Annotated in this window: 25 protein-coding genes and 3 pseudogenes; 20 read left to right on the top strand and 8 right to left on the bottom strand. The window is 70.0% G+C overall.

Translation table 11 applies throughout. The features are described from left to right. Positions 1–60 precede the first annotated feature (60 nt). Genes AB8735_RS04265 through AB8735_RS04255 form a run of 3 tightly spaced genes read left to right on the top strand, consistent with a single transcriptional unit; the run spans position 61 to position 3,220 of the window. On the top strand, positions 61–759 hold the full coding sequence (locus tag AB8735_RS04265) for a response regulator (RefSeq protein ID WP_372405460.1): 699 nt from the start codon (positions 61–63) through the stop codon (positions 757–759). Beyond that, a complete protein-coding gene (locus AB8735_RS04260; RefSeq protein ID WP_372405459.1) occupies positions 756–2,786 on the top strand; it encodes a histidine kinase in 2,031 nt (676 codons plus the stop codon). Before AB8735_RS04265 ends, AB8735_RS04260 begins: the two co-directional genes overlap by 4 nt. Positions 2,787–2,821: 35 nt before the next feature. Next, entirely contained in the window at positions 2,822–3,220 is a 399-nt protein-coding gene (locus AB8735_RS04255) for an ACT domain-containing protein (protein WP_372405457.1), read from the top strand. A gap of 270 nt (positions 3,221–3,490) precedes the next feature. Here AB8735_RS04255 and AB8735_RS04250 read toward each other — a convergent pair. Continuing rightward, positions 3,491–4,058, bottom strand: a pseudogene (locus AB8735_RS04250) (transposase); the annotation flags it as partial. Positions 4,059–4,282: 224 nt separating this feature from the next. Next, complete coding sequence (locus AB8735_RS04245; RefSeq protein ID WP_372405456.1) at positions 4,283–5,479, bottom strand: hypothetical protein; 1,197 nt, start codon at positions 5,477–5,479, stop codon at positions 4,283–4,285. Between the two features lie 52 nt (positions 5,480–5,531). On the opposite strand from AB8735_RS04245, the gene AB8735_RS04240 reads away from it, so the two are divergent. Continuing rightward, on the top strand, positions 5,532–5,885 hold the full coding sequence (locus tag AB8735_RS04240; RefSeq protein ID WP_372405454.1) for a hypothetical protein: 354 nt from the start codon (positions 5,532–5,534) through the stop codon (positions 5,883–5,885). Positions 5,886–5,910: 25 nt separating this feature from the next. Here the strand turns inward: AB8735_RS04240 and AB8735_RS04235 are convergent, their stop codons facing one another. Continuing rightward, the gene (locus AB8735_RS04235) at positions 5,911–6,504 is read right to left on the bottom strand and encodes a TetR/AcrR family transcriptional regulator (protein WP_372405453.1); all 594 of its coding nucleotides are present in this window, start codon (positions 6,502–6,504) and stop codon (positions 5,911–5,913) included. Between the two features lie 100 nt (positions 6,505–6,604). On the opposite strand from AB8735_RS04235, the gene AB8735_RS04230 reads away from it, so the two are divergent. The 5 genes from AB8735_RS04230 to AB8735_RS04210 all read left to right on the top strand — a co-directional run bounded on the left by AB8735_RS04230 (position 6,605) and on the right by AB8735_RS04210 (position 10,125). Next, the gene (locus AB8735_RS04230; RefSeq protein ID WP_372405451.1) at positions 6,605–6,826 is read left to right on the top strand and encodes a hypothetical protein; all 222 of its coding nucleotides are present in this window, start codon (positions 6,605–6,607) and stop codon (positions 6,824–6,826) included. Between the two features lie 165 nt (positions 6,827–6,991). Continuing rightward, a complete protein-coding gene (locus AB8735_RS04225; protein ID WP_372405449.1) occupies positions 6,992–8,107 on the top strand; it encodes a serine hydrolase domain-containing protein in 1,116 nt (371 codons plus the stop codon). A 551-nt stretch (positions 8,108–8,658) separates the two neighbouring features. Beyond that, positions 8,659–9,246, top strand: coding sequence for a sigma-70 family RNA polymerase sigma factor (locus AB8735_RS04220; protein WP_344027184.1), 588 nt, complete (start codon positions 8,659–8,661; stop codon positions 9,244–9,246). After that, the gene (locus AB8735_RS04215) at positions 9,243–9,890 is read left to right on the top strand and encodes a hypothetical protein (RefSeq protein ID WP_372405447.1); all 648 of its coding nucleotides are present in this window, start codon (positions 9,243–9,245) and stop codon (positions 9,888–9,890) included. Before AB8735_RS04220 ends, AB8735_RS04215 begins: the two co-directional genes overlap by 4 nt. A gap of 61 nt (positions 9,891–9,951) precedes the next feature. Beyond that, the gene (locus tag AB8735_RS04210) at positions 9,952–10,125 is read left to right on the top strand and encodes a hypothetical protein (RefSeq protein WP_372405446.1); all 174 of its coding nucleotides are present in this window, start codon (positions 9,952–9,954) and stop codon (positions 10,123–10,125) included. Positions 10,126–10,310: 185 nt separating this feature from the next. Here the strand turns inward: AB8735_RS04210 and AB8735_RS04205 are convergent, their stop codons facing one another. Continuing rightward, entirely contained in the window at positions 10,311–11,033 is a 723-nt protein-coding gene (locus AB8735_RS04205; RefSeq protein ID WP_372405444.1) for a dienelactone hydrolase family protein, read from the bottom strand. Positions 11,034–11,264: 231 nt separating this feature from the next. Beyond that, positions 11,265–11,831: a TetR/AcrR family transcriptional regulator gene (locus tag AB8735_RS04200; RefSeq protein WP_344027176.1), complete on the bottom strand. Its 567-nt coding sequence runs from the start codon at positions 11,829–11,831 to the stop codon at positions 11,265–11,267. A gap of 147 nt (positions 11,832–11,978) precedes the next feature. Between AB8735_RS04200 and AB8735_RS04195 the strand changes: the two genes are divergently transcribed. The 3 genes and pseudogenes from AB8735_RS04195 (at position 11,979) to AB8735_RS04185 (ending at position 15,075) form a co-directional block, all read left to right on the top strand. Continuing rightward, the gene (locus AB8735_RS04195; protein WP_372405441.1) at positions 11,979–13,448 is read left to right on the top strand and encodes an MFS transporter; all 1,470 of its coding nucleotides are present in this window, start codon (positions 11,979–11,981) and stop codon (positions 13,446–13,448) included. A gap of 305 nt (positions 13,449–13,753) precedes the next feature. After that, positions 13,754–14,642, top strand: a pseudogene (locus tag AB8735_RS04190) (IS5 family transposase). Further along, a complete protein-coding gene (locus AB8735_RS04185) occupies positions 14,623–15,075 on the top strand; it encodes a hypothetical protein (protein ID WP_372405439.1) in 453 nt (150 codons plus the stop codon). Before AB8735_RS04190 ends, AB8735_RS04185 begins: the two are co-directional and overlap by 20 nt. 5 nt (positions 15,076–15,080) lie before the next feature. On the opposite strand, the gene AB8735_RS04180 is transcribed toward AB8735_RS04185, so the two are convergent. Beyond that, on the bottom strand, positions 15,081–15,668 hold the full coding sequence (locus tag AB8735_RS04180) for a hypothetical protein (protein WP_372405437.1): 588 nt from the start codon (positions 15,666–15,668) through the stop codon (positions 15,081–15,083). A gap of 553 nt (positions 15,669–16,221) precedes the next feature. Between AB8735_RS04180 and AB8735_RS04175 the strand changes: the two genes are divergently transcribed. The 5 genes from AB8735_RS04175 to AB8735_RS04155 all read left to right on the top strand — a co-directional run bounded on the left by AB8735_RS04175 (position 16,222) and on the right by AB8735_RS04155 (position 20,513). Continuing rightward, on the top strand, positions 16,222–17,061 hold the full coding sequence (locus tag AB8735_RS04175; protein WP_372404156.1) for an IS5 family transposase: 840 nt from the start codon (positions 16,222–16,224) through the stop codon (positions 17,059–17,061). Positions 17,062–17,342: 281 nt separating this feature from the next. Next, the gene (locus tag AB8735_RS04170) at positions 17,343–18,212 is read left to right on the top strand and encodes an IS5 family transposase (RefSeq protein WP_372404158.1); all 870 of its coding nucleotides are present in this window, start codon (positions 17,343–17,345) and stop codon (positions 18,210–18,212) included. Between the two features lie 171 nt (positions 18,213–18,383). Next, positions 18,384–18,563 carry a hypothetical protein gene (locus tag AB8735_RS04165; protein ID WP_372405435.1) on the top strand — a complete coding sequence of 60 codons (180 nt, stop codon included), beginning with the start codon at positions 18,384–18,386 and terminating at the stop codon, positions 18,561–18,563. Between the two features lie 186 nt (positions 18,564–18,749). Continuing rightward, a complete protein-coding gene (locus AB8735_RS04160) occupies positions 18,750–20,006 on the top strand; it encodes an SLC13 family permease (RefSeq protein WP_372411770.1) in 1,257 nt (418 codons plus the stop codon). Between the two features lie 6 nt (positions 20,007–20,012). Further along, complete coding sequence (locus tag AB8735_RS04155) at positions 20,013–20,513, top strand: universal stress protein (protein ID WP_372405433.1); 501 nt, start codon at positions 20,013–20,015, stop codon at positions 20,511–20,513. A 64-nt stretch (positions 20,514–20,577) separates the two neighbouring features. Here the strand turns inward: AB8735_RS04155 and AB8735_RS04150 are convergent, their stop codons facing one another. Then, on the bottom strand, positions 20,578–21,102 hold the full coding sequence (locus AB8735_RS04150; RefSeq protein ID WP_344027168.1) for a hypothetical protein: 525 nt from the start codon (positions 21,100–21,102) through the stop codon (positions 20,578–20,580). A 401-nt stretch (positions 21,103–21,503) separates the two neighbouring features. On the opposite strand from AB8735_RS04150, the gene AB8735_RS04145 reads away from it, so the two are divergent. Beyond that, complete coding sequence (locus AB8735_RS04145; RefSeq protein ID WP_372405431.1) at positions 21,504–22,229, top strand: dienelactone hydrolase family protein; 726 nt, start codon at positions 21,504–21,506, stop codon at positions 22,227–22,229. A 344-nt stretch (positions 22,230–22,573) separates the two neighbouring features. After that, a complete protein-coding gene (locus tag AB8735_RS04140; protein WP_372405430.1) occupies positions 22,574–22,972 on the top strand; it encodes a hypothetical protein in 399 nt (132 codons plus the stop codon). Here the strand turns inward: AB8735_RS04140 and AB8735_RS04135 are convergent. Beyond that, positions 22,938–23,600 (bottom strand): annotated as a pseudogene (locus tag AB8735_RS04135) (ATP-binding protein). The gene AB8735_RS04140 and the pseudogene AB8735_RS04135 overlap by 35 nt on opposite strands. A gap of 203 nt (positions 23,601–23,803) precedes the next feature. On the opposite strand from AB8735_RS04135, the gene AB8735_RS04130 reads away from it, so the two are divergent. Then, entirely contained in the window at positions 23,804–25,432 is a 1,629-nt protein-coding gene (locus AB8735_RS04130) for a PfaD family polyunsaturated fatty acid/polyketide biosynthesis protein (protein WP_372405428.1), read from the top strand. The last annotated feature ends 43 nt before the right edge of the window (positions 25,433–25,475 follow it).

The following is a 25,475-nucleotide window of genomic DNA, read 5'->3' as shown; positions in this document are numbered from 1 at the left end:
GTACAACGAGAGATTGCCCCGGACGGCCGTTAGCGTCGGTGTGTGAGCGAAGAAGGGGATGTGAGCGAGGAAGAGGACGTGAGCGAGGAAGAGGCCCGCTCGCCGCGCGTCCTGATCTGCGACGACCATCCGCTGTTCCGCAGCGGCCTGAAGGCCGCCCTGCAGAGCGCCGGCGCCGAGGTCGTCGCCGAGGCCGAGACCGGCGCCGAGGCGCTCGACGCCGTGGCACGGCAGCGGCCGGACGCGGTCGTCATGGACCTCTCCCTGCCCGACGCCTCCGGCATCGACATCACCCGGCGGCTCACCGAGCGCCACCCCGGGCTGCCGGTGCTGATGCTGACCATGTCCGACGACGACGGGAGCCTGCTCGCCGCCCTCCAGGCCGGGGCCCGCGGCTATCTCGTCAAGGGCGCGGGCGCCGACGAGGTCCTGCACGCGGTCCGCACGGTCGCCGCCGGCGGCGCCGTCTTCGGCCCCGACACCGCCGCCCGCCTCACCGCGGTCTTCCGCCACGGCCGGCAGCGCGACGCGGAACAGCTCTTCCCCTCGCTCACCGCGCGCGAGGTGGAGATCCTGGCGCTGATCGCCCGGGGCCTGGACAACCGGCACATCGCCCGCCGCCTGGTCCTCTCCGAGAAGACCGTCCGCAACCACATCACCCACATCTTCGACAAGCTCCAGGTCACCTCCCGCGCCGAGGCCGTGGCCCGGGCCCGGGACGCGGGGCTGGGCGAGGAGGAGGCCGGGGGAGACGGGTGACCGAGGAACGGACGGTGCGCGGCCGGCGGATCCGCCCGGCCTTCGCGGCGTACGGACTGACGCTCGTCTCCGCCGTCGTCTGGGGCCTCCTCGCCCTCACCCACCTCGACGACGCACGGCTGGCCCCGTACATCGTCGACCGCGGGGCCCTGGTCCTGGCCGCCGTCGGGCTCGTCCTGCTCGGGGCCTTCATGACGGTCCACCGGCCGCACAGCGTCCCCGGCCCGCTGCTGATCGCCGCCGGCGCCGGGCACGTCGCATCGGAGGCCGCGCTGCTCGGCGCCGCCGCCACCCACGCCGGGCGCGCCGTCACCGACGTCCTGTACGCCGCCGCCCTCTGCTCCTTCGCCCTGGCCGTCTTCGCCTTCTACGCCCTGCCGCTGTACCTGCCCAGCGGCGAACTGCCCCGGCACCGCCTCTGGCGCCCGTACCTGGCCCTCGTCGCGGTATGGAGCCTGGTGCACGCCTTCACCGACCCCGGCGGCTTCCCCTCGCGCACCTACACGCTGCCGCGCCCCTCGGACCACGGCACGTGGGCGCGCCTGCGCGCGACGCTGGAGGCCGACGTCCCGCTCGTCCCGATGATGACCGGCATCCTGCTCATCGGCCTCACCGTCATGACGGTGCGCTGGTGGCGGGCGCCCGACCGGCGCCAGATCGTTCCCCTCCTGCCGTATGTGCTGTGGCTCGTCTTCGTCTACGTCGCCTACCTCTACCCGCTGGGGGAGAGCCTCTGGTACGTCGCGTACGCGGCGGCGGTCGTCTGGCCGTTCTGCGCCGTGTACGGCATCGGCCGGGACCGCTCCGGACGGCTGGACCGGGCCACCCGCAAGGCCCTGGTCTCCCTCGTCCTCGCCACCACCCTGATCGCCCTGTACACCGTCGTGGCCGCGCTGGTGCTCAAGGCCCTCCCGGACCCGCCGGGCCGGGGAGCCCTCGTGGCGGGAGCCGTCGGACTGGCCCTCGGTGCCCTCGCCTACCCCTGCGCCCGGGGGGCCGCGCGGATCGTGGACCACGTCTACTACGGCGACCGCGCCCGCCCGTACCACGTCGTCCGCGAACTCGCCGAACGCCTCAGCCGCGCCGCCGCCCCCGGCGCCGCCCCGCAACTGCTGTGCGACACCGTCACCCAGGCCCTCCGCCTCCCCGGCGCCACCGTCACGGTCAATACGCGCGGCGGCCCCCGTGTCCTGGCCGCCGTCGGCGAACGACGGCCGGAGGCCGGCTTCCCGCTGACCTACGAGGGCGGCGTCATCGGCAGCCTCGACGTCACGCTCCGGCCCGGCACCCAGACCCTGGACCGCCAGGACCAGGAGGTGCTCCAGTTCCTCGCCGACCAGGCGTCCCCGGCGCTCGCCTCGCTGCAGTTCTACGAGGACCTGCGGGCCGCGCGCGAACGCGAGATCGTCGCCCGCGAGGAGGCCCGCCGCACCCTGCGCCGCGACCTGCATGACGGGCTCGGCCCGGCGCTCTCCGGAGCGCGGCTCCAGATCGACGCCGCGCGCTACGCCGTACCGGACGACTCGGCCGCCGCGCCGTCGTTGGACGCTGCCTCGGCCGGCATCGGCGAGGCCATCGCCGAACTCCGCCGCATCTCGGCCGGCCTCACCCCCGCGGCCCTGGACCGCAGCGGACTGGGCGGCGCCCTGCGCCAGTTGGTCGACCGTCTCGCCGAACCCCCGCACATCACCGTCGACTTCACCCCCGACCCCCTGCCCCGGCTGCCCGCCGCCGTGGAGGTCGCCGTCTACCTCATCGGCGGCGAGGCGCTCAACAACGCCGTACGCCACTCCGGCGCCGACCGCGCCGGGCTGACCGTCCGCGTCGTCCCCGACTCCGTCACCGTCGAGGTGAGCGACAACGGACGCGGACTGACGGGCCGTTCGACCGGCGCCGGTCTGGGACTGCGGTCCATGGAGGAACGGGCGGCCGAGCTGGGCGGGCGGTGCACGGTCGCCGGCGGGGAGGACGGGGGCGTGGTGGTACGGGCGTGGTTCCCGCCGGTGGCGGGGCCGTTCCCCGGCTGAGGCCGAAGGCCGTGACGTCGCGTAGTGTGCCGACCATGGCTGGTGAGAGCGATCTGCGGACTCTGCTGAGCGGGATGCGTCCGGAACTGAATCCTGGGCGCTACGTGTTCACGACGGTCGACGGCGTCGTCCCGCCGGACGTCACCCCCGTCGTCACGGTCGCCGAACCCGAGGGCCTGACCCTGGTCGTACGGGAGGAGGACGCCGATGCGGCGGGGCTGGAGTACGACTACGTGGCAGGGTGGATCACCCTGCGCGTCCACTCGGCCCTGGAGGCAGTGGGCCTGACCGCCGCGGTGGCCGTCGAACTCGCCGGCGCGGGCCTGAGTTGCAACGTCGTCGCCGGATTCCACCACGACCACCTGTTTGTGCCGTACGAGCGCGCAGGCCAGGCGGTTTCCGTACTGGAGGATCTTGCGCGGCGCTCCGCCTGAGCTTGTCCTTTATGATCCGAGTCGATTTCGTTCGGTGATGCATTCTGAGCGTTTCGCGGTCTTGTCCACGTCGTAGCGGGTGGTGGGTCGCCGGTTCTTCGCTCCGGGCGGCCGTCCGGAGCCGGGAGTTGAGGGTTTGGGTGCACGGGCCGGGCAGACGAGGTTCGGGCGGAGGTTCCGAAACCCCCGGCGGACTCGGGCTGGGGTGAGACGGCCGGGCTCGGCGGGCTTCTCCCATGGCCGCGCCGCAAGTCGGCGGCGTCGCGCAGAAGGCGGATCTGGGTGTGCGCGGCGATGATCAGCCAGGTCCAGCGCTCGCCGGCCCCGGGGACAGGCCGGGGCGTACTCCTTGAGCGAGGGCGTCGGCCGTCGCATCACCCGGTCCGAGCGCATGCGTCCAAGGACCTCGACGGGGAGGCCGTCGAGGAGGTGGGCCATGCGCGGGGCGTCGTAGCCGGCGTCGAAGACGATGAGGATGTCGCGGTCGCCGAAGTGCCAAGTACGGCCAGCCAGGGATGAACTGGTCCGAGGACCGGCCGCTGCGGCCGTAGACATGGCAGAACAGGCGGTCCGCGCTGGTCGGCGCGTCGGGGCGCCAGTTGCTGATGTCGACGGCCAGGACCAGGCGTCCGTCGGCGGCCTGCGGGCGCGGCAGACCAGCGAGCACCTGCCGCAGCCGGGGTACGTCCGCGTTCCCGCTGTTCAACGCCTCGTACATCGCGCCGTGCCCACGCCGGTGCTCGGCCACCAGCGTCAGGCCCACCGGCAATGTCACCGGACCCTCCGCGCACACCAATGCATCCACGAGCTCGAACAGCTCGTCCCCGCGCATGGTCAGGCAGTCGAATATGTCCTCCCGGAAGCGGGACGCTTTCGCGAACGCTTCCCCGGGATCAGCGTCAGGTGTTGTTCAGCCAGTGCGAGCGCACCCTCGCTGTGGGCGGTCCTGCTGAACCAGCGTGGCTGATTCAGCAGGGTTCCGAGTGGCTTCTTATGCCTCTGCGTGTTCCTCTGCCGTGGCGCTCTTCCGGCGTGCTGGGGCTGATGCCGGTTCCAGCGGTGCTAGCCGTGTCCGCGGTGGATGACCAGGAGCTGGTCGCGGGTGCCGTTGCTGTCCCGGTAGGCGATCACGGCGGGGCCGGAGACGCTGGCGTGGCCCGGGAGGCGCTGGTCACTGCTCCAGGATCCGCCGTCGTAGGCGGCCCACCACAGGTGCTGGTCCTCGCTGCCCCGGTGCACGCAGTACAGCTTGTTGTCGAACACGGCGAGCCCGGGTCCTTCCATACCGAGGTGTTGGGTGAGTTTGGTGTCGGAAGACCAGCTCGCGCCGTCGAACGTCGTGTGCCACAGGTTCGTGTCGGAGCTGCCCCGGTGCACGCAGTGCAGCTTTCCGCCGAACACGGCCAGCGCGGGGTTGGAGTTGCTGGTGTGGTGGGGGAGTTTGGTGTCGGCGGACCAGTCGGTGCCGTCGAACGTGGTGTGCCACAGCGACGAATCGCTGCCGCCGCCGCGGTGCACGCAGTGCAGCTTCCCGCCGAACACCGCCAGGGCGGGGCCGTCCGCACTGGTGTGGCCGGGGAACTTCGTGTCGTCCGACCAGCCCTTCTTCGGGTCGTAGACGGTCCACCACAGGTGGTTGTCGTCCCCGCCGTAGCCGCGGTGCACGCAGTACAGGCGCCCCTGGAACTCGGCCAGCGCCGGGTGCGAGCCGCTGTGGTGCGCGGTGAACTTCTTGTCGTTGGTCCAGCCCTGCTCGGGCTCGAAGACCGTCCACCACAGGCTGGTGTCCTCCTTCCGCCCCAGAGGGATCGGGATGAGCATGCCCGGAGCGACCCAGGGAGAGACCAGCTTGCAGCCGTGCGGATCCCCGGCCTGCTTGATCCACAGGGCCCTGAGCTCGAAGTACGCCTTGATGATCGGCGCGATCGGCTTGAGCGGCGGGAGCTTGGACACCACCGCGCCGATGATCTTTGTGATCTGCGCCGCGAGCTTGGCAGCCTCGGCGTTCAGATAGATCTCAAAGCCCCACCAGTACGCCACCGCGTGGACTTCGACGCCCTGTGCGGTCAGTTCGGCCTGGGCCTCGCGGATCGCTTCCCGATCCTCCAGCGGAAGCTCCGCGATCTGCTCCTCCGCCAGCCGCCGCGCCTCCGCCAGTTCCTCGCCGGCAATGCGCCGCGCCTCTACGCGGTCCACCTCCTCCTCGCCATCCGCGATCTTGCAGGCTGCGGTCTCCACGGTCTTCTCTTCCGTGCTCACGACACCCCACCTTCCGCCGACCGGCGCGTTCGCCTCCGGTCCTCAGGAGGCCATGCCCAGGCACTGCACCGAATACGGGCCGCTGATCTCAGGATTAGCCCCATCGGGTGAGCCGCTGTTCATCGCGGGCACCGTCTGGAACCAGGACACGTTCTCCCCCCGGTTCGACGAGATCGTTCTGTTCAGCGCGCCCTTGGAGGTCATGCTCGAACGCATCGCCGCCCGTGACACCAACCCCTTCGGGAAGACCGCGGAGCAACGCGAGCGGATCGTGGCGGACACGGCCGAGGCCGAGCCGCTGCTCCGCTCGTCGGCGACCGTGGAGATCGACACGCGCCGGCCCCTCGCCGAAGTCGTGGACCGGCTGGCGGCGTTCGCCGGCCCGCCCCCGCCCGTCGGGGGCTGAGGCGGCCGACCGCCGCCGGGTTCCGTCAGCCCAGCAGGTTGTCCAGGTGGTAGTCGAGCACTCCCAAGGCCTCGTCCGGGGAACGCTGCCCCAACGCGACGTCGACGCCCAGGCCCGTGGCCAACGTCCAGCAGATGTCGGCGTCGATACGTCCGTCCCCCCGTGAGGGAGTGCCGCGTTCCTGTCGGGCGGCGGCGATGAGTCCTGCGGTGAAGTCCTTGAGCTCGTCGTCACCCGGCCCCAGCACGCCGGCCAGGGCCGGTTCCGAAATCGCCTTGCCGACCACCGCGACCGACAGCTGCAGGAGCCGCAGGCTTTCCGGATCGCGGCCGAGCGTCGCGCGCAGGCACTCGCGGAGCGTCGTCTCCGCACTCGTCGAGCCGGACGCCTTGATGGACGACTCGATCCGGGCGTTGAGCGCCTGTACGGCGCGGTGTATCGCGTCGCGGACCATGTCCTCCCGGGTGGCGTAGTAGTGCTGCACCTGCCCCATGGACACCCCGGCCTGCGCCGCGACCTTGCGCAGCGTCACACACTCCAGCCCGTCGTGGAGCGTCAGTGTCCAGACGGCTTCGGCCAGACGGTGTCGGCGTTCCTCGTGGTCCACGATCTTCGGCATCTTGCTCCTTCATGCAATGCGGTCGCATTGCATCGCTGTCAGCAGTTTATTACAATGCAAGTGCATTGCTAAAAGCTGTGCAGGGGCCGTAGGGGGCATCGTGAAGTTCATCCTTCTCCAGATCTTCGGCATGGTCATGATGGCCGTCGGCGGGCAGGGCGTGATCCGACTGCTCGTCGACCACGACAAGCCCGGACTGCTCGGCTGGCTCCCCGGCGGATTCCCGGCCGCCCTCGGTGGCCACGTCGCCATCGTCGTCATCGGCCTCCTCCTCGGCGGCTGGGCCAACGACCGGGCCAAGGCCGGCGGCCACCTCGACTGACGCCCCGACGCCCCGCGGCGGGCCGACCCGCTTATGCCGGTGGATCGTGTCTCAGGGGCGAATCAGGGAGCCGGTCAGGGTGATCACTGATGGGCAACGACGGTTCCTCCCAGCAGAGTTGATCTTGCCACCGAGATCTGTCAACTCTGTTCCGGAGGAACCTCGATGCGTACCCGCCTCGCCGTCACCGCCCTCGCCCTGGCCACCGCCGTCACCGCCGGGTTGGCCGTACCCGCGACCGCCGCCGGGCCGGACCCCGTGCAGCAGGGGCTGGAGACACTGCTGCGCTCCACCGGCGCACCCGGTGCACTGGCGAGCGTGCGGGATACGAAGGACGGGCGCGACCGCACCTATACCGCGGGGGAGGGGGACCGGGACACGCACGCGAAGATGCCCCGGGACGGGCAGGTGCGGATCGGCAGCGTCACCAAGACGTTCACCGCGGTGGTTGTGCTGCAACTGGTCGGCGAGGGCAGGATCCGCCTCGACGAGCCGGTCGAGACCTACCTGCCGAACCTCGTGCGCGGAAAGGGAATCGACGGGAACCGCATCACGGTGCGTCAACTCCTGCGGCACACCAGCGGACTTCCCGACTACGAGGACGACGTCACCGACGACATCCTGGAACGCCGCTACCTCTCTCCCCGTGACGCCCTGGATGTCGCCCTCAGGCGCGAAGCCGTCTTCGTCCCCGGCAAGGACTGGGGGTACAGCAGCACCAACTACCTGGCGGCCGGGCTGATGGTGGAGAAGGTCACCGGACGTCCCCTCGCCGAGGAGATCGACCGGCGCGTCATCCAGAGGATCGGGCTGAGCCACACCTACTTCCCCGCCCCCGGCGAGACGACCATCCGGGAACGCCACCCCCAGGGCTACCGCCAGGACCGGCCGGGCACGAAGCCGCGCAACGTCACCGAGATCGACCCCTCCGCGTCCTGGGCGGCAGGCGCGATGGTCTCCACCACCTCCGACCTCGACCGCTTCTTCTCCGCACTGCTGAAAGCGAAGGACAACATCCTCCTCGACCCGGCCCAGCTCAACCAGATGCGCACCACCGTCCGCGTGGGGGACGGCTACGACATGGGACTGGGGATTATGAGGGTGCAGCTGTCGGACAAGTGCGTTGCCTGGGGCCACAGCGGCGGCATCCCCGGCTACGGGACCTGGGCCGGGGCCACCGACGACGGCCGCGCCGTCGGCGTCACGATGACCCTCGAACCGCGCAGCAACGAAGCCATGAAGCACCTTGAGAACGTCATGAAAGCGGGCCTGTGCCGCTGACACGCGCCTTCTGTCCGACCAGGTGGGCAAGGCAGTCGCCGCACCCACCGGGATGACAGTGCGTCACCGGACGTGGAGCGACGGCCGGGGGTACGTGCGGTCCTACAGATCTGCGAATGGTCGCTCACGGGTTCGGTGATCCACGCGCACCCCCTCGCATGACGTGCGTCACATTCAAGAGGGCGAAAATTACAGTCCATTGCTGTTCGACTACTCGAAATGCTTTGGACGATGTGCATACGGCCGCCGTTCGCCGTAGGTGATCCATGGGGGTGGCGTCACGGTCGGTGATGTGCTGGATGCGGTGCGGGATATTGGTCGGGTGGGGCGTGGGTTTTCGGGGGCCGGAATCGCTTAGCTGGTGAGCGGGCGGTGCTCCACCAACCGTCCGACCAAGCCGGTGAGTTGATCCGGCAACGCCCTCCTGCACAGTGAGGAACGATGGACAGCACGCCCTCCGCAGCCCTTCCGGCGCGCGTTGCCCGCCAATGGGTGGCGGCACAGCTTCCCCCGCCCATGTACACGGATCCGGCGCTGCCCGAGGTCGCCCGGTGAACGACAACCTTCCGCTCGGTCTGCCGCCTGAGCCCCAGGAGAACGAGCAGACCTTCGAACTGCCGCTGGAATTCGAGGCGTTCTACCTCAGCCGGCAGGAGTTCTATCACGATTACGCCACGGAGCTCCTCGGCGACCGGGGCGAGGCCGAGGAGCTGATCCACGAGGTCTTCGGCAAGATCTTGGCGTCGTGGGAGGACCTGCTCGGCAGCGGGGACTTCGAAGCGGACGTCTGGGAGATCTTGCGCGACACGACCGTCCGGCGGCTGCGCGGCCATCGGCGGCGGCCGGCCTTCATTGCGAAGGGCGCCTTCACCCTGGCCATGGACGCGACCCGCCACCGGCTCAGTGCCCTGGAGGAGGGCATGGGCCTGTACTCGGCCATTGCAGACCTGCCGCCGCAGCAGTTCGACGTGATTGTCCTTCGCTACCTGCTCGGGTACGACACCCGCAAGATCGCCTGGTTCCTCGGGCTGGACAAGAACACCGTCAACTACCACGGGGGCAAGGGCAAGAAACGGCTCGGCCGCCAGCTCGGCATCCCCGAAACCCCCCGCCGCCGTCCCCGCAAGGAGAACCCGTGACACCCCCCGGCATCGACGACCTCCTGGCCGACGCCGCCGTCCCCACCACCCCTGTCCATGGCTTCGACGTGGGCGTGGCCCTGCGGCGTTTGGCGGCGGACGCCGCTCGTAACCGGCAGACCCGCGAAGCCCTGCAGGGCCGACAGGCCCGCAAAGCCCGGCAGATGCTGGACATGGTGTCCCGCTGGACCGTCACACGTCCCGAAGCACCCGCACAGCTTGAGGACCTCGCCGTCGGGGACCGCGTCAACGTGGACGGCGTCCTGGTCTTCGCCTGTCTGCTCCGGCTCACCGGCTACCCCGACAGCGCCCAGTTCTGGTGGCAGTTGGCGGCCGGCGCGGGCAACCGCATCGCCGCGTACTGCCTCCACCTGCACCACGTCCAACGCGACGAACAGAGCAGAGCGTGGCTGTGGCTGGAGCAGTTCTCCGGTACGTCCGGTGGTCACCGTGCCTCCCTGCCGCCCGACTACTACGGACTCCCGGAGAAAGCCCGCCAGTTCATCCGCGAGCACGGGACCACCGGCCCGCTTACGACCGAGGGGCTCAAGGACGAGATCCACCGCCTGGCCGCGGCGGCGAGCGGCACCATCATCGGCCGGCCGGACAACCGTCTCGCCCGGCGGATCACGGACCTGGCATAGGAATCCCATGGGCCGGGCACCCTCCGGCCTTGAACGTCCCGTAGTCATCTGGAGTCGAAGCATGACGATCGCCAAGAAGACGACCGGCGGCAAGCCGTTCCTCCACCTCCACATCGGTGGCCTCACCATCACCCTCGACCGGCGGCCCACCAAGGCGATCACCGTGTTGAGCACAGCGGTAACCGGGATGGTCGTCTGGCTGACGGCCGGAGGACCCGGTATCCCCATCGGGTGAGGCGGGGACTGCGGCACGGCGGTCGGCGACAGGGCGCGAGGGGTTCCTGTCGCCGACCGCCTCTTTCGTATCCGTGTCCGTGCGCCGCGAGATGAGCCCCCTCGGCAACGCCCTGGCAGGGCGCGGGAACAGCGCCGACGGCTACCGCACCGCCCACCGCCTACCGTCGGCCTGGCGGCCCGGCCTCACTTCAGGTGCCGGCCGAAGAACCGGTCCCCGTCCTCCACTTCGAACCACGGGGTGCCGGTGTGCCCGCCCAGATTGGCGTGCAGCGTCTTCTCCTTGCTGCCGAAAGCGTCGAACAGGTCCAGGGCCGCCTGCCGGGGGTTCCCCTCGTCGTCCCACTGCAGCAGGAACAGCAGCGGAACGGTGACCTGCCGGGCCTCCGCGCGCTGGGCGTGGGGCACGTAACCCCCGGCGAAGAAGCCGGCGGCCGCGATGCGCGGCTCGACCGCCGCGAGGCGGATGCCGACGGCGGTCCACCCCGAGTACCCGACCGGGCCGCCGATCCCGGGCAGCGCAAGGAGGGCGTCCAGGGCGGTCTGCCAGTCCGGGACCGCCTTTTCGACCAGCGGGCCGATGAAGGACTCGAAGATCTCATCGACCGGCTCGCCGGCCTGGAACGCCCGCCGGAGGTCGGCGCGAGCCTGCTCCTCGGCGGTGGAACGGGGCCGGTCGCCGCACCCGGCGGCGTCGATGGTGGCCACCGCGTAGCCGGACGCCGCGGTGTGCCGGGCCCGGGCCACCAGCCGGGATTCCCCCTTGGGCAGGCCGTTGTTGTGGGCCATCAGGATCAGCGGGAGCGGTGCGGCGGATTCGGGCGTCCACAGGGTGCCGGGGATCTCGCCGAGGGTGAACTCGCGCTGGAGGATGCCGTCGTCGAGGCGTTGTTCAGAAGTGAAGTGCATGGTCGTGCCTTTCGGGAGTGCACTGGACGGCGCTCCCGGACGACCTATCGCCCGACCGTGACCCCGAAGGAGAGCACCCATGTCGATACTGCGTTCACGGGTACCACCTCCTCGTTCTCTCGCACGGCCTCTGGAAACGTAGCAGTGGTCGGCGTGGTCCGCCAACAGGTTTCTGCGGAAGCCCTGTTTGCGCTGCTGGAACAGGAGTTGGGCAAGGGGCCCGGGTCGAGGTCACAGCAATCGGTCGACCAGCCCGTCGACGTATTCCGGGGTGAGCGGGCCCATGCCGAACAGGACGCGGATGTACATCGGGGCCAGGACGTGGTCCAGCACGACGAGCGCGTCGGGTGCGTGCTCGCCACGTTCGCGGGCGCGATCGAGCATGGACTGCAGTTGCCGGGTGCGTTCGGCGCGGAGGTCGGCACCGGCCTGCAGGCCCCGCTGACCGCTGCTCGACAGGGCGACGGCCAGGTGCAGCACCGCCGGACCGTCGGGTCCGGTGATTTCGCGGGCCACTTGGGCCGCGTACGTGCGCAGGTCGCCGGCCAGGCTCCCGGTGTCGGGCATCGGCGACCGCGCGTTGAGGCGGGTGAGCGCCACGTCGGTGAGCAGGGTTTCCAGGTTGCCCCACCGGCGGTAGATGCTGCTGTCGGCCACGCCCGCGCGGGCTGCGACCTCGCCGACGGTGAAGTTGCCGTAGCCGCGCTCGCCGATCAGGTCGGTGACGGCCTGGTGCACGTCCGCGCCGACGCGGGCGCTGCGCCCGCCTGGCCGCCGGGCTCGCTGTCGCTCGTTCATGCTCCCCACTTTAACGCAGTGGTGACTTGCGTTTGTGGGGTGGCCTTCCCTACAGTCTCCTAACGCAGCCGCTGGCTGCTTTAGAGCGCTCAGAGCCTGCCCGCGTCCGCCGTGGAGAGGCGCAACCGACGAGTGAGAGGAATCCCCATGGCTGCATCGCCCGCGGCCGTAGGCGGTCGACCGAACCGGGTCGTGCTGCTCACGGTGACCTGCCTGGGCCAATTCATGGTCCTGCTCGACAACACGATCGTTGGAGCGGCGCTGCCCGATATGCAGCATCGGCTGCACACTCAACTGACCGGTCTGCAGTGGATCGTCGACGCGTACGTACTGCTGGTCGCCATGCTGCTGCTGTCCGGCGGTGTCTTCGCCGACCGGTTCGGCCGCAAGCGGGTGTACCTGACCGGCGTGGCGGTGTTCACCGCCGCGTCGGTGCTGTGCAGCCTCGCGCCCTCGGTCGGCTGGCTGGTCGCCGGCCGGGCGTTGCAGGGCATCGGGGCCGCGGCGCTGAGCCCCGCCTCGCTCGCCCTGCTCGTCGCCGCCTATCCCGTGCCGCAAGAACGCGTCAAGGCGATCGGGCTGTGGGCCGGATTCAGCGGAATCGGTCTGGCCGCAGGCCCCGTGGCCGGCGGTGCGCTGACGGATGCCTTCGGCTGGCCCGCCATCTTCCTGGTCAACCTGCCCATCGGCGTGGTCCTTCTGCTGGTAGGTCTGCGCAGCCTCGAAGAGACCCGCAATCCCGGCGCCCCCGCGATCGACGTCCCGGGGACGGTGCTGTCCGTTCTGGGGGTGGGGACGATGACCTACGGGCTGATCGAGGGCGGTGCCCGCGGCTGGACCTCGCCGCTGATCCTGGGCAGCTTCACTGCCGCGGTGATCCTTCTCGCCGCCTTCGTCGCCGTCGAAGCACGTCGTTCCGCTCCGATGATGCCGCTGCGGTTGTTCCGGCAGCGCCTGTTCACCGTGTCCAACACCGCCATGGTCGTGGTGGGGGCCGCGCTCATGGGTTCGTCGTTCTTCTTCTCCCAGTTCTTCGTGTACGTCCAGGGCAGCTCGATCCTGCGCGCCGGCCTGCAGACCCTGCCGCTGTCCGTCGCCATGGTGGTCGTCAGCCCGTACGCGGGCCGGCTCGCCGCCCGGTACGGCTTCCGCATCGTGGTCACCACCGGCCTGGCCCTGGCCGGCCTGGGACTGCTGGCGCTCGGCATGGTGCACGCCGACACCGGCTACGGGAACGTGTGGTGGCGGCTGGGCGTCGTCGGCATCGGCTTCGCCCTGACCATGTCCCCACTGACGGGAGCCGCCATCCAAGCGGTCAGCCCGCAGGAAGGCGGCCTCGCATCAGGCATCAGCAGCACCACCCGGCAGATCGGCGCGGTGCTGGGCGTGGCGGTACTCGGAGCCGTCGTCCGCACCCGGCAGTCCGACGGCGCCTCCTTCGAGGCCGGCCTCGACAGCGCCTTCCTCGCTGCCGGCACCGTCACGTTGGCCACCGCCGTGTTCACCGGCCTGTGGCTGACGAAGTCCAAGCCCGCGCAAGGCTCCGCGGCGCTGCAACGTTCCGCCGGTTCGGATGCGGTCACCACCCCGAACAAGGCATCCGCGAACAGCCGTTGACGGTGACACCGAGCTTGGCCGGGAGGCGTCCCGCCGGATGTTCCCCCGGCGGGACGCCTCCCGGCCAACAGGATGATGCTCCGCACCTCTCACAAATGACCATCTGTGAGAGTTCTGCGAGAGTCCCGGAACGTGATCCGTTTCCGCAGGTGACCGCCCGCAAAAGCCCTCTCAAGACCTGCGTGTTGTGCGACGGGGTTCTGAGTGGGTGTTCCGCGAGCGTTCGGTTTGTTCTCGGAGCTGTTGACGGCCGGTTGTCCGGTTCGGGGCCTTGCGGTTCGCTGCGGCTGCGGTGTGCTGGTGACGTGGGTGAGCGTCCTGCGTACCCGAGCGATCTGTCGGATGGGGCCTGGGAGTTGATCCGGCCGGTCACCACCGCCTGGAAGGCCCGGCATCCCTCGGTCAGCGGGCACGAGGGGCAGTACGCGATGCGGGAGATCGTCAACGCGATCCTCTACCGGGCCAGCACCGGCTGCCAGTGGCGCTACCTTTCCCCACGACCTGCCGCCGAAGAGCGCGGTGTACTACTACTTCGGCAGATGGCGCGACGACGGCACCGCCGAAACCATCCATGACCTGCTGCGCCGGCAGGTCCGCGAAAGCCGCGGACGGAGCGAGGACCCGACCGCGGTCGTGATGGACTCCCAGACCGTGCGCGCGTCGGTGAACGCACCGAAGGGGACGACCGGGCTGGATCCGGGGAAGAAGAGCCGGGGCAGCAAGAGAGGCATCGCCACCGACGTTCTCGGCCTGGTCATCGCTGCCGTGGTGGTCGCGGCCAGTGTCCACGACAACGCCATCGGCATCACGCTGCTGGACAAGGCCGCCGCTTCCGCGCCGACCGTGACGAAAGCGTGGGTGGACGCCGGGTTCAAGAACCAGGTGGTCGAACACGGCGCTCGACTCGGTATCGATGTCGGGACCGTCCGACGCGAGTCCGGTGCACGAGGGTTCGTGCCGGAGCCCAAGCGGTGGGTGGCCGAGCAGACTTGGGGCACCCTTATGCTCCACCGGTGTCCGGCACGCGACTACGAAGCACGGCCGGCCGGCTCGGTGGCAATGATCCACTGGCCCATGACCGACGTCATGCTCCGCCGCCTCACCCGCGTCTCCACTCCGACCTGGCGCGATCCGCCGGCCTGGCACGCAGTACCCCCGACCGGCGGGAGCGCCGATGAGGGAACTCCTGGATAAGATCGAGACCCGGCAGCAGCTCGTCCGCGAGACGGCCGGACGACTGCGTGACCGGATCGCCCGGCTCACCGGGCAACTCGCTGCGGCAGAGCAGACGCTGAGCCGTCCGGAGACCACCCGGGAGACCATCCTGGAACTGGCCGCTGAGGACGGCCCCCCGCCACCTGAGCCGCTGCCCGCCGGATACCGCGAGATCCTGGCACTCTTCGAGCAGGCCGAAGAAGGACTCCGTGCCAGGGAGGTCTCCCGGGCGCTCGGCCTCGGCCCCGAGCCACGGCATACCGAAATCACCCAGGCCAAGCTGAAACGCCTGGTGACCCGCGACATCGTCACCGAACCTAAGCCCGGCCTGTTCACCCTCGCCAAGTCGGCACCAGGCGCCCCAGAGGCCCGACTCAAGCTGAAATTCGAACGCTCGCGGAACACCCACTGAGTGCTTCACGCCGCCTGGCGGCGGGTGCGGCGCTGGTAGGACCAGGCGGCGGCGCCGAGGGCGAGGCCGTAGGGTCCCATGCCCGAGTAGGCGATGTAGAACACGACGGGCGAGAACCCGCCGGTGTTGAATTCGAAGAGGCCGAAGGCCGCGAGCACCACGCCGGTCAGGGCGGCGACGCCGAACACCGGGGCCATGATCGAGGCGGTGATCCAGGCCGGCGTCAGCGGCAGCCACCGAGGAACGGGCCTGCGGGCCACGAACGGCACCCAGCGCGGGAAGATCCGGCCCCACGGGCTCACCAGCCCCAGCAGCAGGAAGATGCCCATCCCGGCCATGACCACGGTGATGTCCACCCCATGCTCGTACAGCCACACCAACGCGGCGTTGAACGGGTCCAAGTGCTTGCCCTGCGCGTTGTGCTCCATCAGCGCCAGCAGGTTCGGGTACCCGTCCGGGATGCCCCAGGTGCCGCCGAGGGACCAGTACAGCTTCATCGCCGCGTACGGGAGCGACGCGATCGCGCCCACGTAGGCGATCCGGCGGATGCGGGGCGAGGCCGGTTCCATGGTGGCGCTGCTTGTCGTCTTCATGGTGTTCATCCTGTTCAGCGGCCCGCATCCGCCGGATCCGCCTGGAGTGTTCACCTCGTCCCCCGCCCGGGGGATCTCTCGTCGCCCGGTCTCATCACCTCGGCCGAAGGCCGTCCAGGACGAGGCAGAAGAGGCGATCGCGGCGGTCGGCGATCCAGCTGAGGGCGTTGGCGCGGGCGAACAGGCCGACGGGGGTGACGTCGGGCGGTAGAGGCCGACCTGTTGGCCTGCGGCGAGGAGCCGGCCACCGGCCTGGCATATACGCAGGAGACCCATCTCGAACACCTCGCGATCATGTGAACGGACATCAGCTTACGAATCGCCCTCTGAGAGGGCGTTTACCTAGTTCTGTTCCGATAAATGGCCTTTGCCGCTGCCCTAGTTTGCTTGGCTTCGCGAGGTATGCAGACTTCGTGCCCCGTCGCTGCTCGGGACCTGTCGTCCGTTTCGCTCGCTTCTGACGCCGGGAGTCCGTCTGGTTTCAAGATCAGGGAGAATCGCCGAACATGCAGCGGAACGACACCGTCCGTCTCGACCATGATCACGCTACGGCGTGAGCCAGCGGAAGCCGTACCCCAGCGACCTGTCCGACGCCCGATGGGCCTTGATCGAGCCGACGTTGACGGCCTGGCGGAAAGCCCGGCTCGACCGTCGCCCCACCGGAAAGCCGGCCACGGTCGAACTCCGCGATGTGTTCAACGCGATTCTCTATCTGAACCGCACGGGAATCCCCTGGAAGTACCTCCCGCACGACTTCCCCGGACACGGCACCGTCTACTTCTACTACGCGGCCTGGCGCGACGAGGGAATCTTCGCCCAACTCAACTACGACCTCACGGGATTGGCCCGCGTAAAGGAAGGCCGCAAGCCCGAACCCACCGCCTCCGTCATCGACACCCAGAGCGTGAAGACCTCCACCAACGTGCCCGTGACCAGCCAGGGAACCGATGCCGCCAAGAAGATCGTAGGCCGCAAGCGCGGCATCCTGACCGACACGCTCGGCCTCATCCTCGCCGTGACCGTCACGGCCGCCGGCCTCCACGAGAACGCCCTGGGAATACGCCTCCTCGACCAAGCGAAGGAAACGTATCCGACCATCTCCAAGAGCTGGGTCGACACCGGCTTCAAGAACGCCGTCGTCGAGCACGGGGCGAAGCTCGGAATCGACGTCGAAGTCGTCAACAGGAACCCCGGAGTTCGCGGATTTCATGTCGTGAAAAGGCGCTGGGTGGTGGAACGGAGTATCGGGTGGATCATGATGCACCGACGCCTCGCCCGCGACTACGAGACTCTTACCGCCAGCTCCGAGGCCATGATCCAGGTCGCGTCCATCGACAACCTCGCCAAGCGCATAACGGACGAGACCACACCAACCTGGCGAGGAACCTACTAGGGCATAAGCGGCAATCCGCCTAGATTAAACGCCCTCTCAGTGGAGGTTTCATCCTGGAATCCCCCGTGGCAGACCGATTCTGAAGAGCGGTCAGTGAGGCACGTGTGGTTTTCGTTCCTGTTGGTGCACCACGGCATCGGACTTGCGGCGCGTTATGCGCTTTGGGTTCCGACATCAGCCTTGGAGTCTGTCTCATTCAAGGATGCCCGGTCTCACCCAGGAATCGGCGAGTGGACCTCCGGGCCCTGGCGGTGGGTTCCCCAACGCGGTACGCCAAGAGTATGGGCGAACGCCGAGCGTATGGCAGCGATCTGTCCGATGACCGATGGGCCCTGGTGGAGCCGGTGTTGAGCGAGTGGCGTGCCAAGCGCCGCCAGGCCGGCATCCCCGGTGGGCGGCCACCGAAGTACGCGCTGCGGGACCTGCTGGATGCGATCTTGTACGTGGACCGCACCGGCATCCCCTGGCGCTACCTGCCCCACGACTTCCCGCCGTGGGAGACCACCTACCACTACTTCGCGTACTGGCGTGACGAGGGAGTCTTCGAGAAGCTGAACGGGCTGCTGCGGCACCGGCTGCGTGAGCAGGCCGGACGGGACGCCGAGCCGAGCGCGGGGATCATCGACGCGCAGAGCGTGAAGACCGCCCACACCGTCCCGTCCGCCACACAGGGCACGGACGCCGCGAAGAAGATCGTCGGCCGCAAGCGCAGCATCCTGACCGACACGCTCGGCCTGCTGCTGTTCGTGCTGGTCACTGCCGCCAGCGTGCAGGACTCCACCGCCGGCACACCCTTGATCAGGCAGGCCTCCCGGGCACACCGGCGGCTGCGGAAGATCTGGGTCGACGGCGGCTACCGCCAGCACCTCGTCGAGAGCGCCGCCCGGCTGGGCATCGACCTGGAAATCGTCCAACGCAAGCCCGGGACCAGGGGATTCGCTCCGATTCCACACCGCTGGCCAGTAGAGCGGACCTTCGGTTGGATCATGATGCACCGCCGTCTGGCCCGCGACTACGAGACGCTGACCGCCAGCTCTGAAGCCATGATCTACCTTGCAATGATCGACACCATGGCCCGCCGGATCACCGGAGAAACCACCCAAACCTGGCGCACCTCAACGCCCGAGGATGAGACACCACGCCCAGGATGAAACCTCCACTGAGAGACTCCGATCATGGATGTGATGCCTGATCAGGCAGCTTTGGCGGTAGGACGCTTCGATGCCGACCGCGGGCCCGGCCGCGCTGGAAGCAGGGTCCGGCGCTCGCCGTCGTGCCCGGGCCCCGCACTGAGCGGCCGGTGAGGATCGGGTACGCCAGACATGCTCACCTTCGCCGTCGCGCTGAGGGACAAGGGCGTCCCCGTCCCCGAGATCGCGAAGAAACTCACCATCAAGACCGGCAAGAACGCGGGCAATTCCCCGTCGGTCGCCTCCCTCTACCGGGCCCTCGCCGAAGCCGAGCACACCGCAGCGGACGACGGCCTGCCGCTCAGGCCCTAGCCTGTCTGCATCCGCCGGCCCGAGGACCCGCTCACCCTCGAAGAGATCGATCTGCGCGACCGACTCCCGGCCCGGCCCCATCCGAACGCCACAGGCACCCCCCCCCGTGGGTGACGTCGCGACCGTACGCGCGAAGGTGCACGACGAACTCCTCGTGCCAGGACTCCACCCGGAAAGGCTCCGACCCTGAACGCCTCACTCGCAGAAGCACTGTCCGTCGTCCTGCTCCTGGCGGTGCTGGCCTGCGCGGTGATCCGGCCGTGGGGCCGGTCGGAGGCGGTCGTGGCCGTCCCCGCCGCCGGGGTGGTCGTCGCCACCGGCGCGATCTCGCTCGACCACGCGGCGGCCGAGGCCGCCCGGCTGGGCCCGGTGATCGGTTTCCTCGCGGCCGTCCTGGTCCTGGCCCAGTTGTGCGACGACGAGGGCCTGTTCCACGCCTGCGGCGCCTGGATGGCCCGCCGGGCGGCCGGCCGCCCCCGCCGCCTGCTGGTCCTCGTCTTCGTGACGGCCTCGCTGATCACCGCGGTGCTCAGCCTGGACGCCACGGTGGTGCTGCTGACCCCGGTGGTGTTCGCCACCGCCGCCCGGCTGGGCGCCCGCGCGAAGCCGCACGTCTACGCCTGCACCCACCTGTCCAACACCGCCTCGCTCCTGCTGCCGGTCTCCAACCTGACCAACCTGCTGGCGTTCGCCGCCAGCGGCCTGACCTTCACCCGCTTCGCCGCGCTGATGGCGCTGCCCTGGCTGGTCGCGATCGGCGCCGAGTACGTGGTGATCCGCCGCTTCTTCGTCACCGACCTGGACGCGGGCGCCGAGTCCCCGCCCGCCGACGAGCCCCGCGAACTGCCGCTGTTCGCCCTGATCACGGTGGCGGGCACCCTGGCGGGCTTCGTGCTGACCTCGGCGGTCGGCGTCAACCCGGCCTGGGCGGCGGCAGCGGGCGCAGCCGTCCTGGCGGTCCGCGCCCTCGCCCGGCGCCGCACCACTCCTACGGCGATCGTCCGGGCCGCGGCCCTCCCGTTCTGCGCCTTCGTCCTGGCGTTGGGCATCGTGGTCCGCGCGGTCGTCGACAACGGCCTCGCGGGTGCGCTGGGCCATCTGGTGCCCGGCGGCACCGGCCTGGCGGCCCTTCTGGCCATCGCGGCACTGGCTGCCGTACTGGCGAACGTCATCAACAACCTGCCCGCCGTCCTGGTACTGCTGCCACTGACCGCCCCCACCGGCCCAGGCGCTGTCCTGGCCGTGCTCCTCGGTGTGAACATCGGCCCGAACCTCACCTACGCCGGTTCGCTGGCCACCCTGCTGTGGCGGCGCATCGTGCGCGAACACGACACCGACGTGGAACTGGGCGAGTTCACCCGGCTCGGCCTGATCGCCGTGCCCACCGCCCTGCTGCTTGCGGTGGTGGCACTGTGGGTCTCGCTCCAATCGATCGGAGGCTGAACACCCGTGACCGTCATCGTCTGGATCGTGGAGGGCACCTGGCCCGCCTGCGTCGACGCCGCGCGCACCCGCACGCCCGCAGTCGCCGACCTGGTGCTGCTGCACGTCACCGGCCACGAGGTGCCGGGTGCCGCACACGGTGCCTACGCCGGACTGCTGGGCCGCGCACGCCCCGACCGCGACCCCGGCACCGCAGTGGAACACCTGGCCGCCGCCTCAGCAGAACAGCTCCTGGCCAGAGCGGCCGAGCGGCTGGGACGCCCGTGTACCCGGCGAGAGCGCTCGGGCCGCGTCGAACGGGAAGTCGTGGCCGCCGCAGAAGGCGCCGACCTGCTCATCCTCGCCCGGGACGGCGACCGCACCCACCTCGGCCCCAGCAGCCTCGGCCCCGCCAGCCGCTTCATCGTCGACCACGCCCCCTGCCCCATTCTGCTGGTCTGGCCGGAGACCGCCCCCAGCACGGCCACCATCCCGCCACCGCCGCCCCACCCGCCGCACCACCGCTAGGGCCTGTCCGATGGGTCCCGGACGTTGCGCCTGTTTTTTTGCGACGCAACGTCCGGGCTTGTGGCTACAGTCTCTGGAACGACACGCTGTAGGGACCGGTCTCGTGGGTCAGCCCTTCGGGCCGCAGACACTGCTGCATGTTCCGCTGGGTGTCGTCGAGGACGGTCTCGACGGCGTCTCCCAGGAACTCACCGGCCGTCACTTTGCCTCGGAAGACGCTGAGCACGTTGCCGCCGGTCGAGTCCGCGATGTACTTTCCGTCGGCCGTGCTGGTCCGGCCGTTGTTCCAGTGGAACGTCAGGGTGACGGGACCGGTGAAGAGCGGCGTCAGGCAGGACATGACGAAGTCGCCCTCGAATATCTCTGTCCTGCTGGTCAGCGTGGGGTCGGTGGACGTGCAGCTCATGTGCTGTTCCCCGCGGAAGTGCACGAGTTGGGGCTCCAGTGTCAGACCGGGGGTGTAGGTCCCGTCTTCTGTGCCCTTGCAGAGGACGTCGACGGTGACGGCGTGCGCGGTGGTCGCCGGCCCCGCCAGCGGGAAGGCAACGGCGAGCAACAGCGCCGTCGCCGAGGCACGTGCGGTTCTCATGGTTTTCAGCGCGCGCATGGCAGACCTCTTTCGTCCGGTGCGGGGTGCGATGGCCCCGTCGAATACCGGCCATGGTCGGCCCGCCCGGCCCACCATCGATATGCCCGTGCAGGGGCGCACCGGCGCTACCCAGAGCGCACAAAACACATCGAGCACCCCACCAGGCTTGGCGGTCCGCGAGGTCTCGGAGCTCGCTGCACGACCCGTCGGACACGCCGTGAACCCTGCCAGCAATCACCATCGGATCTGATTGGATTCGCGGCGCCGTGAGCCCCCAGATTGCGCGGGTTCATTGGACAGGCGGACGACGCGTCCGTGGGAGGTGTAGTCGGGACAGGCTGCTGTCTGCCATCGGTGAACACCACCCCGAGCGGGCGCAACGGTCATTACCGTCCAGTCGCATGACGACGGTAACAACCCGTACGGTCGAATACCCGGCCGACAACCTGACGATGATCGGATACCTCGCGCTCCCGGCCGGTGCCGAGCGCCGGCCCGCAGTCCTGATCGGACCCGAGGGGATGGGGCTCAGCGATGTCGAGCGCCGGCGGGCCGAGGCCCTGGCCGAGCTGGGGTACGTGGCGCTGGCCTTCGACCTCCACGGCGGACGCTATTTGGAAGACCCGGAGGAAATGTTGGCCCGTTGCATGCCGCTGCTCGCCGATCCCGACCGCATGCGGGGAATCGGGCACGCGGCGCTAGACGTGTTGCGCACCGAACCGCGGACCCACCCTGACCGGATTGCCGCCGTCGGCTATGGCACCGGGGGCGCAGTCGCCCTGGAACTCGGTCGCGATGGCGTCGACCTGCGCGCGATCGGGACGGTCAACGCACTGACCACGGGCCGACCGGGCGAGGCGGCGCGCATTCGCTGCCCGGTATGGGCCGGGGTCGGGTCGGAAGACCCGATCATGCCGCCCGCGCAACGGGAGGCGTTCACCGCCGAGATGCAGGCCGCGGGCGTCGACTGGCGCCTTACGGTCTATGGAGGAGCCCTTCACGCCTTCCACCACCCACCGGTCGACCACGCCGCGCCTCCCGGCGTCGGCTACCACCCGCGGCACGCACAGCGAGCCTGGCGTGACATCGTCGCCCTGCTCGCCGAGTGCCTGCCCGTCACGGATTGATCCGATCGGCTCCTGATACTCACTCCTGCCCGGCCGTCGTCGTCTTCGTCCAGTTCTGGGGCGCCCGGGTCGCGCAGCGGGCGCAGGGCGCTGGCGGCCGGGGTGGAGGCGGTGAAGCTGTAGCGGTCGAGCAGGTTCAGGTTGCGGTGCTTGAGCGGCGACAGGCGGGCGATGTCCTCGTTGCCAACGGACACGCTGACGTCCTTCTGGGTGGACATTTCAGATCCTTGCGGGCGGACACCTGATCTCCCTGTCCGGTGTGACTACTCGTCCCCTGTTCGGCGGCTTATGCGAGTTCGGGTTGGCCCGTCGGTGATGTCAGTGGCGGCTGCGATGCTGCCGACGTGATCCCTTGGAACCTTCTCGATCTCGACACGGCCTTGCGAGCCAGCTGGGCCGCCGATACCTGCTCACCCGACAACCAGGCCGAATGGCAGCCAGGCAACCCGGCCTGGGGGCACTGCGACATCACGGCCTTGGTCGTCAACGACATCTTCGGCGGCGACCTCGTGGTCGGCGAGGTGCATCATGACGGGTCTCAGCACGGTTTCCACTGGTGGAACCGGCTGCCCAGCGGGATGGAACTCGACCCGACACGCGAGCAGTTCCAGCACGGGCAGACTGTCACGGCTGCCCGTGTCATCGAGCGCCCGTCGGGCCCGCTGCCGCGCCGGTGGGAGGACTATCTCCTCCTGCGCGAACGCGTGATCAAGCACCTCGGTCCCCTTCCGGAGCCTGTCTGAGGAGCCAGTGGAGGGGCTCGACGCCCTTGCCCGTGGTTGCCTGGGTGAGCCGGAGGCTGGTGCCTTCGGTCAGGACGATGTGCGCGTGGTGCAGGAGCCGGTCGACCGCGGCCGTGGCGAGTGTCTTGGGCATGATCGTGTCGAAGCTATCTGGGTGCAGGTTCGAGGTCGATGACGGACCTGCGCTCGTAGACGGCGTCGATCACCCGGTAGAACGTCTCGGCGGCGGCCTGGCCGGACGGCAGCATGCCGATGTCGTCCAGGATGGTCAGGCGGGCCCGGGTTTCGCGATCGCCTTGGCGACGGAATTGTCGACGGTGGCCCGGCCGACGTGGGCCGTGAGCGATTCGAGGCTGAACCAGGCGACTTGCGTGCCCTGATCGATGGCTTTGTGGGCCAGGGCCTCGGCGAAGTGGCTCTTGCCGGTGCCGGACGGGCCGGCATGGCGAGGTTCTCCGCCCGGTGCCCTGGAAGGTGGCGATCGAGTCGTCGGTGATCGCCGGATCGCCGGTCTCACTCTGGTGAGTGATGGCTTTCGCGACGTGCACGGCTTTATAAAGGGAGATACGCGACCGGCGCCCTGTCGGCCGGTGCGAGCCGAATCCGGGAAGCCCCGTCGGCCTTTCATGCCCGTGGCCGCGGGGCCATCGCTGCTCTCCTGGTCCTCCCTTCTCCTGATGCCCGTGAGTGTCCTCGAGAGGTGTGCATCGTGATGGATCCCCCGTCCAGGACGATCCGGTGGACCGGGCGGCGGACCGGGCGGTGCCGGGTCGTCGGCGCCGGACGAGCGCGGCCGGTCCCGGGGCGGTGCCGGGTGCCGTGGGGCGCGCCATGACGACTGCCGCTCCGCGCCGCGCCGCACCCGTGCTGTGGTACCCCGTCGACCGCCCGGCCGTCTGGTCGCCGACGGAGATCGCGAGTGTGGCGGCAGGCATCAGGGAAACGGTTCACCTCGTGGCCGCCCCCACGGGAAGGGGGGATATCGGGGTCGCTGTCGGCGGTTCCACGGGCCCGCCCGCCGTCGGCCGGCGCGGGCTGCCCCTGCTGGGCACGCTGCCGCCGCTCTACCCGGAGTGGCTCGGAGAGCGGTCGTTCCGTGAGACGCACGGTGTGCGATTCCCCTACGTCGCCGGGGAGATGGCGGGCGGCATCGCCACCGTGGCCATGGTCGGCGCCATGGCCCGGGCGGGGATGCTCGGCTTCTTCGGCGCGGCGGGGCTGGGCCCGGAGCGGGTCGAGCAGGCGGTGGCCGAGCTGGCCTCCGCCCTCGCGGGCAGGCCCAACTGGGGCGTCAACCTGATCCATTCACCGGGCGAACCGGACCTGGAGGACCGCGTCGTCGACATCGCGCTGCGCCACCGCGTACCCGCCGTCTCCGCCTCGGCGTTCATGGCCCTCACCCCCGCGGTGGTGCGGATCGCCGCCAGCGGCCTGCGCCGGGGGCCGGACGGCCGGATCCTGCGGGGTGCGCGGCTGTTCGCCAAGGTGTCCCGGCCCGAGGTCGCGGAACCCTTCATGTCCCCCGCCCCCGGGCCCCTGCTGCACGTCCTCGTGCACCAGGGGAAGCTGACCGCGGACGAGGCCGAACTGGCGGGCCATGTGCCGGTCGCCGAGGACGTCACGGCCGAGGCGGACAGCGGCGGCCACACGGACAACCGGCCGCTCACGGTCCTGCTGCCGGCCCTGCTGGACCTGCGCAACGAGATCACCGCCACGCGCGGCTACGACCGCCCCGTCCGTGTCGGCGCGGCCGGCGGCCTCGGCACTCCCGCCGCGGTGGCCGGGGCCTTCGCCCTGGGGGCGGCGTACGTACTCACCGGCACCGTCAACCAGGCCGCCCGCGAATCGGGCCTGTCGGACGACGCGAAGGCCATGCTCGCGCAGGCCGGCATCGCCGACGTGACCATGGCCCCGGCGGCCGACATGTTCGAGCTCGGAGTGAAGCTCCAAGTCCTGCGCCGGGGCACGTTCTTCGCCGCCCGCGCCACCCAGCTCTACGAGCTCTACCGCGACCACGAGAGCTGGGAGGACATCCCGCACCGGCGGCGGGCCCGCGTCGAACAGGACGTCCTCCAGGCCCCGTTCGAGACGGTCTGGGCCGAGACCCTGCGGTTCTGGCAGCAGCGGGACCCGTCCCAGGCCGATCGGGCCCGGCGCGAACCCCGGCACCGCATGGCCCTGGCCTTCCGCTGGTACCTGGGCATGTCCAGCCGCTGGGCGGTCACCGGGCACACCGAGCGCCGGGCGGACTACCAGATCTGGTGCGGCCCGGCCATGGGAGCCTTCAACCGCTGGGCCGCGGACAGCTTCCTCGCCGACCCCGCCCGGCGCGACGTGGTCCAGATCGCGCTGAACTTCCTCGAGGGCGCGGCCGTGATCACGCGCGCCCACCAGCTGCGCAGTCACGGCGTCGCCGTCCCCGCCGCCGCGTTCGCCTTCCGCCCCCGCCGACTCGCCTGACCCGCCCGGCGCGGCCCGGTGCCGTGCCCCGACTCCCGACCCG

Origin of the sequence: Streptomyces luteireticuli (genome assembly GCF_041519305.1) — a bacterium.
GTDB lineage: Bacteria > Actinomycetota > Actinomycetes > Streptomycetales > Streptomycetaceae > Streptomyces > Streptomyces luteireticuli.
This window is presented reverse-complemented; position numbering and strand designations above follow the sequence as displayed.

Coding starts and splice junctions, on each gene's coding strand:
- AB8735_RS04165 (WP_372405435.1), top strand. CDS start 18,384: ATGCTCACCTTCGCCGTCGCGCTGAGGGACAAGGGCGTCCCCGTCCCC.
- AB8735_RS04210 (WP_372405446.1), top strand. CDS start 9,952: ATGACGATCGCCAAGAAGACGACCGGCGGCAAGCCGTTCCTCCACCTC.
- AB8735_RS04195 (WP_372405441.1), top strand. CDS start 11,979: ATGGCTGCATCGCCCGCGGCCGTAGGCGGTCGACCGAACCGGGTCGTG.
- AB8735_RS04145 (WP_372405431.1), top strand. CDS start 21,504: ATGACGACGGTAACAACCCGTACGGTCGAATACCCGGCCGACAACCTG.
- AB8735_RS04235 (WP_372405453.1), bottom strand. CDS start 6,504: ATGCCGAAGATCGTGGACCACGAGGAACGCCGACACCGTCTGGCCGAA.
- AB8735_RS04170 (WP_372404158.1), top strand. CDS start 17,343: ATGGGCGAACGCCGAGCGTATGGCAGCGATCTGTCCGATGACCGATGG.
- AB8735_RS04200 (WP_344027176.1), bottom strand. CDS start 11,831: ATGAACGAGCGACAGCGAGCCCGGCGGCCAGGCGGGCGCAGCGCCCGC.
- AB8735_RS04240 (WP_372405454.1), top strand. CDS start 5,532: ATGCCCAGGCACTGCACCGAATACGGGCCGCTGATCTCAGGATTAGCC.
- AB8735_RS04180 (WP_372405437.1), bottom strand. CDS start 15,668: ATGAAGACGACAAGCAGCGCCACCATGGAACCGGCCTCGCCCCGCATC.
- AB8735_RS04255 (WP_372405457.1), top strand. CDS start 2,822: ATGGCTGGTGAGAGCGATCTGCGGACTCTGCTGAGCGGGATGCGTCCG.
- AB8735_RS04185 (WP_372405439.1), top strand. CDS start 14,623: ATGAGGGAACTCCTGGATAAGATCGAGACCCGGCAGCAGCTCGTCCGC.
- AB8735_RS04150 (WP_344027168.1), bottom strand. CDS start 21,102: ATGAGAACCGCACGTGCCTCGGCGACGGCGCTGTTGCTCGCCGTTGCC.
- AB8735_RS04225 (WP_372405449.1), top strand. CDS start 6,992: ATGCGTACCCGCCTCGCCGTCACCGCCCTCGCCCTGGCCACCGCCGTC.
- AB8735_RS04205 (WP_372405444.1), bottom strand. CDS start 11,033: ATGCACTTCACTTCTGAACAACGCCTCGACGACGGCATCCTCCAGCGC.
- AB8735_RS04130 (WP_372405428.1), top strand. CDS start 23,804: ATGACGACTGCCGCTCCGCGCCGCGCCGCACCCGTGCTGTGGTACCCC.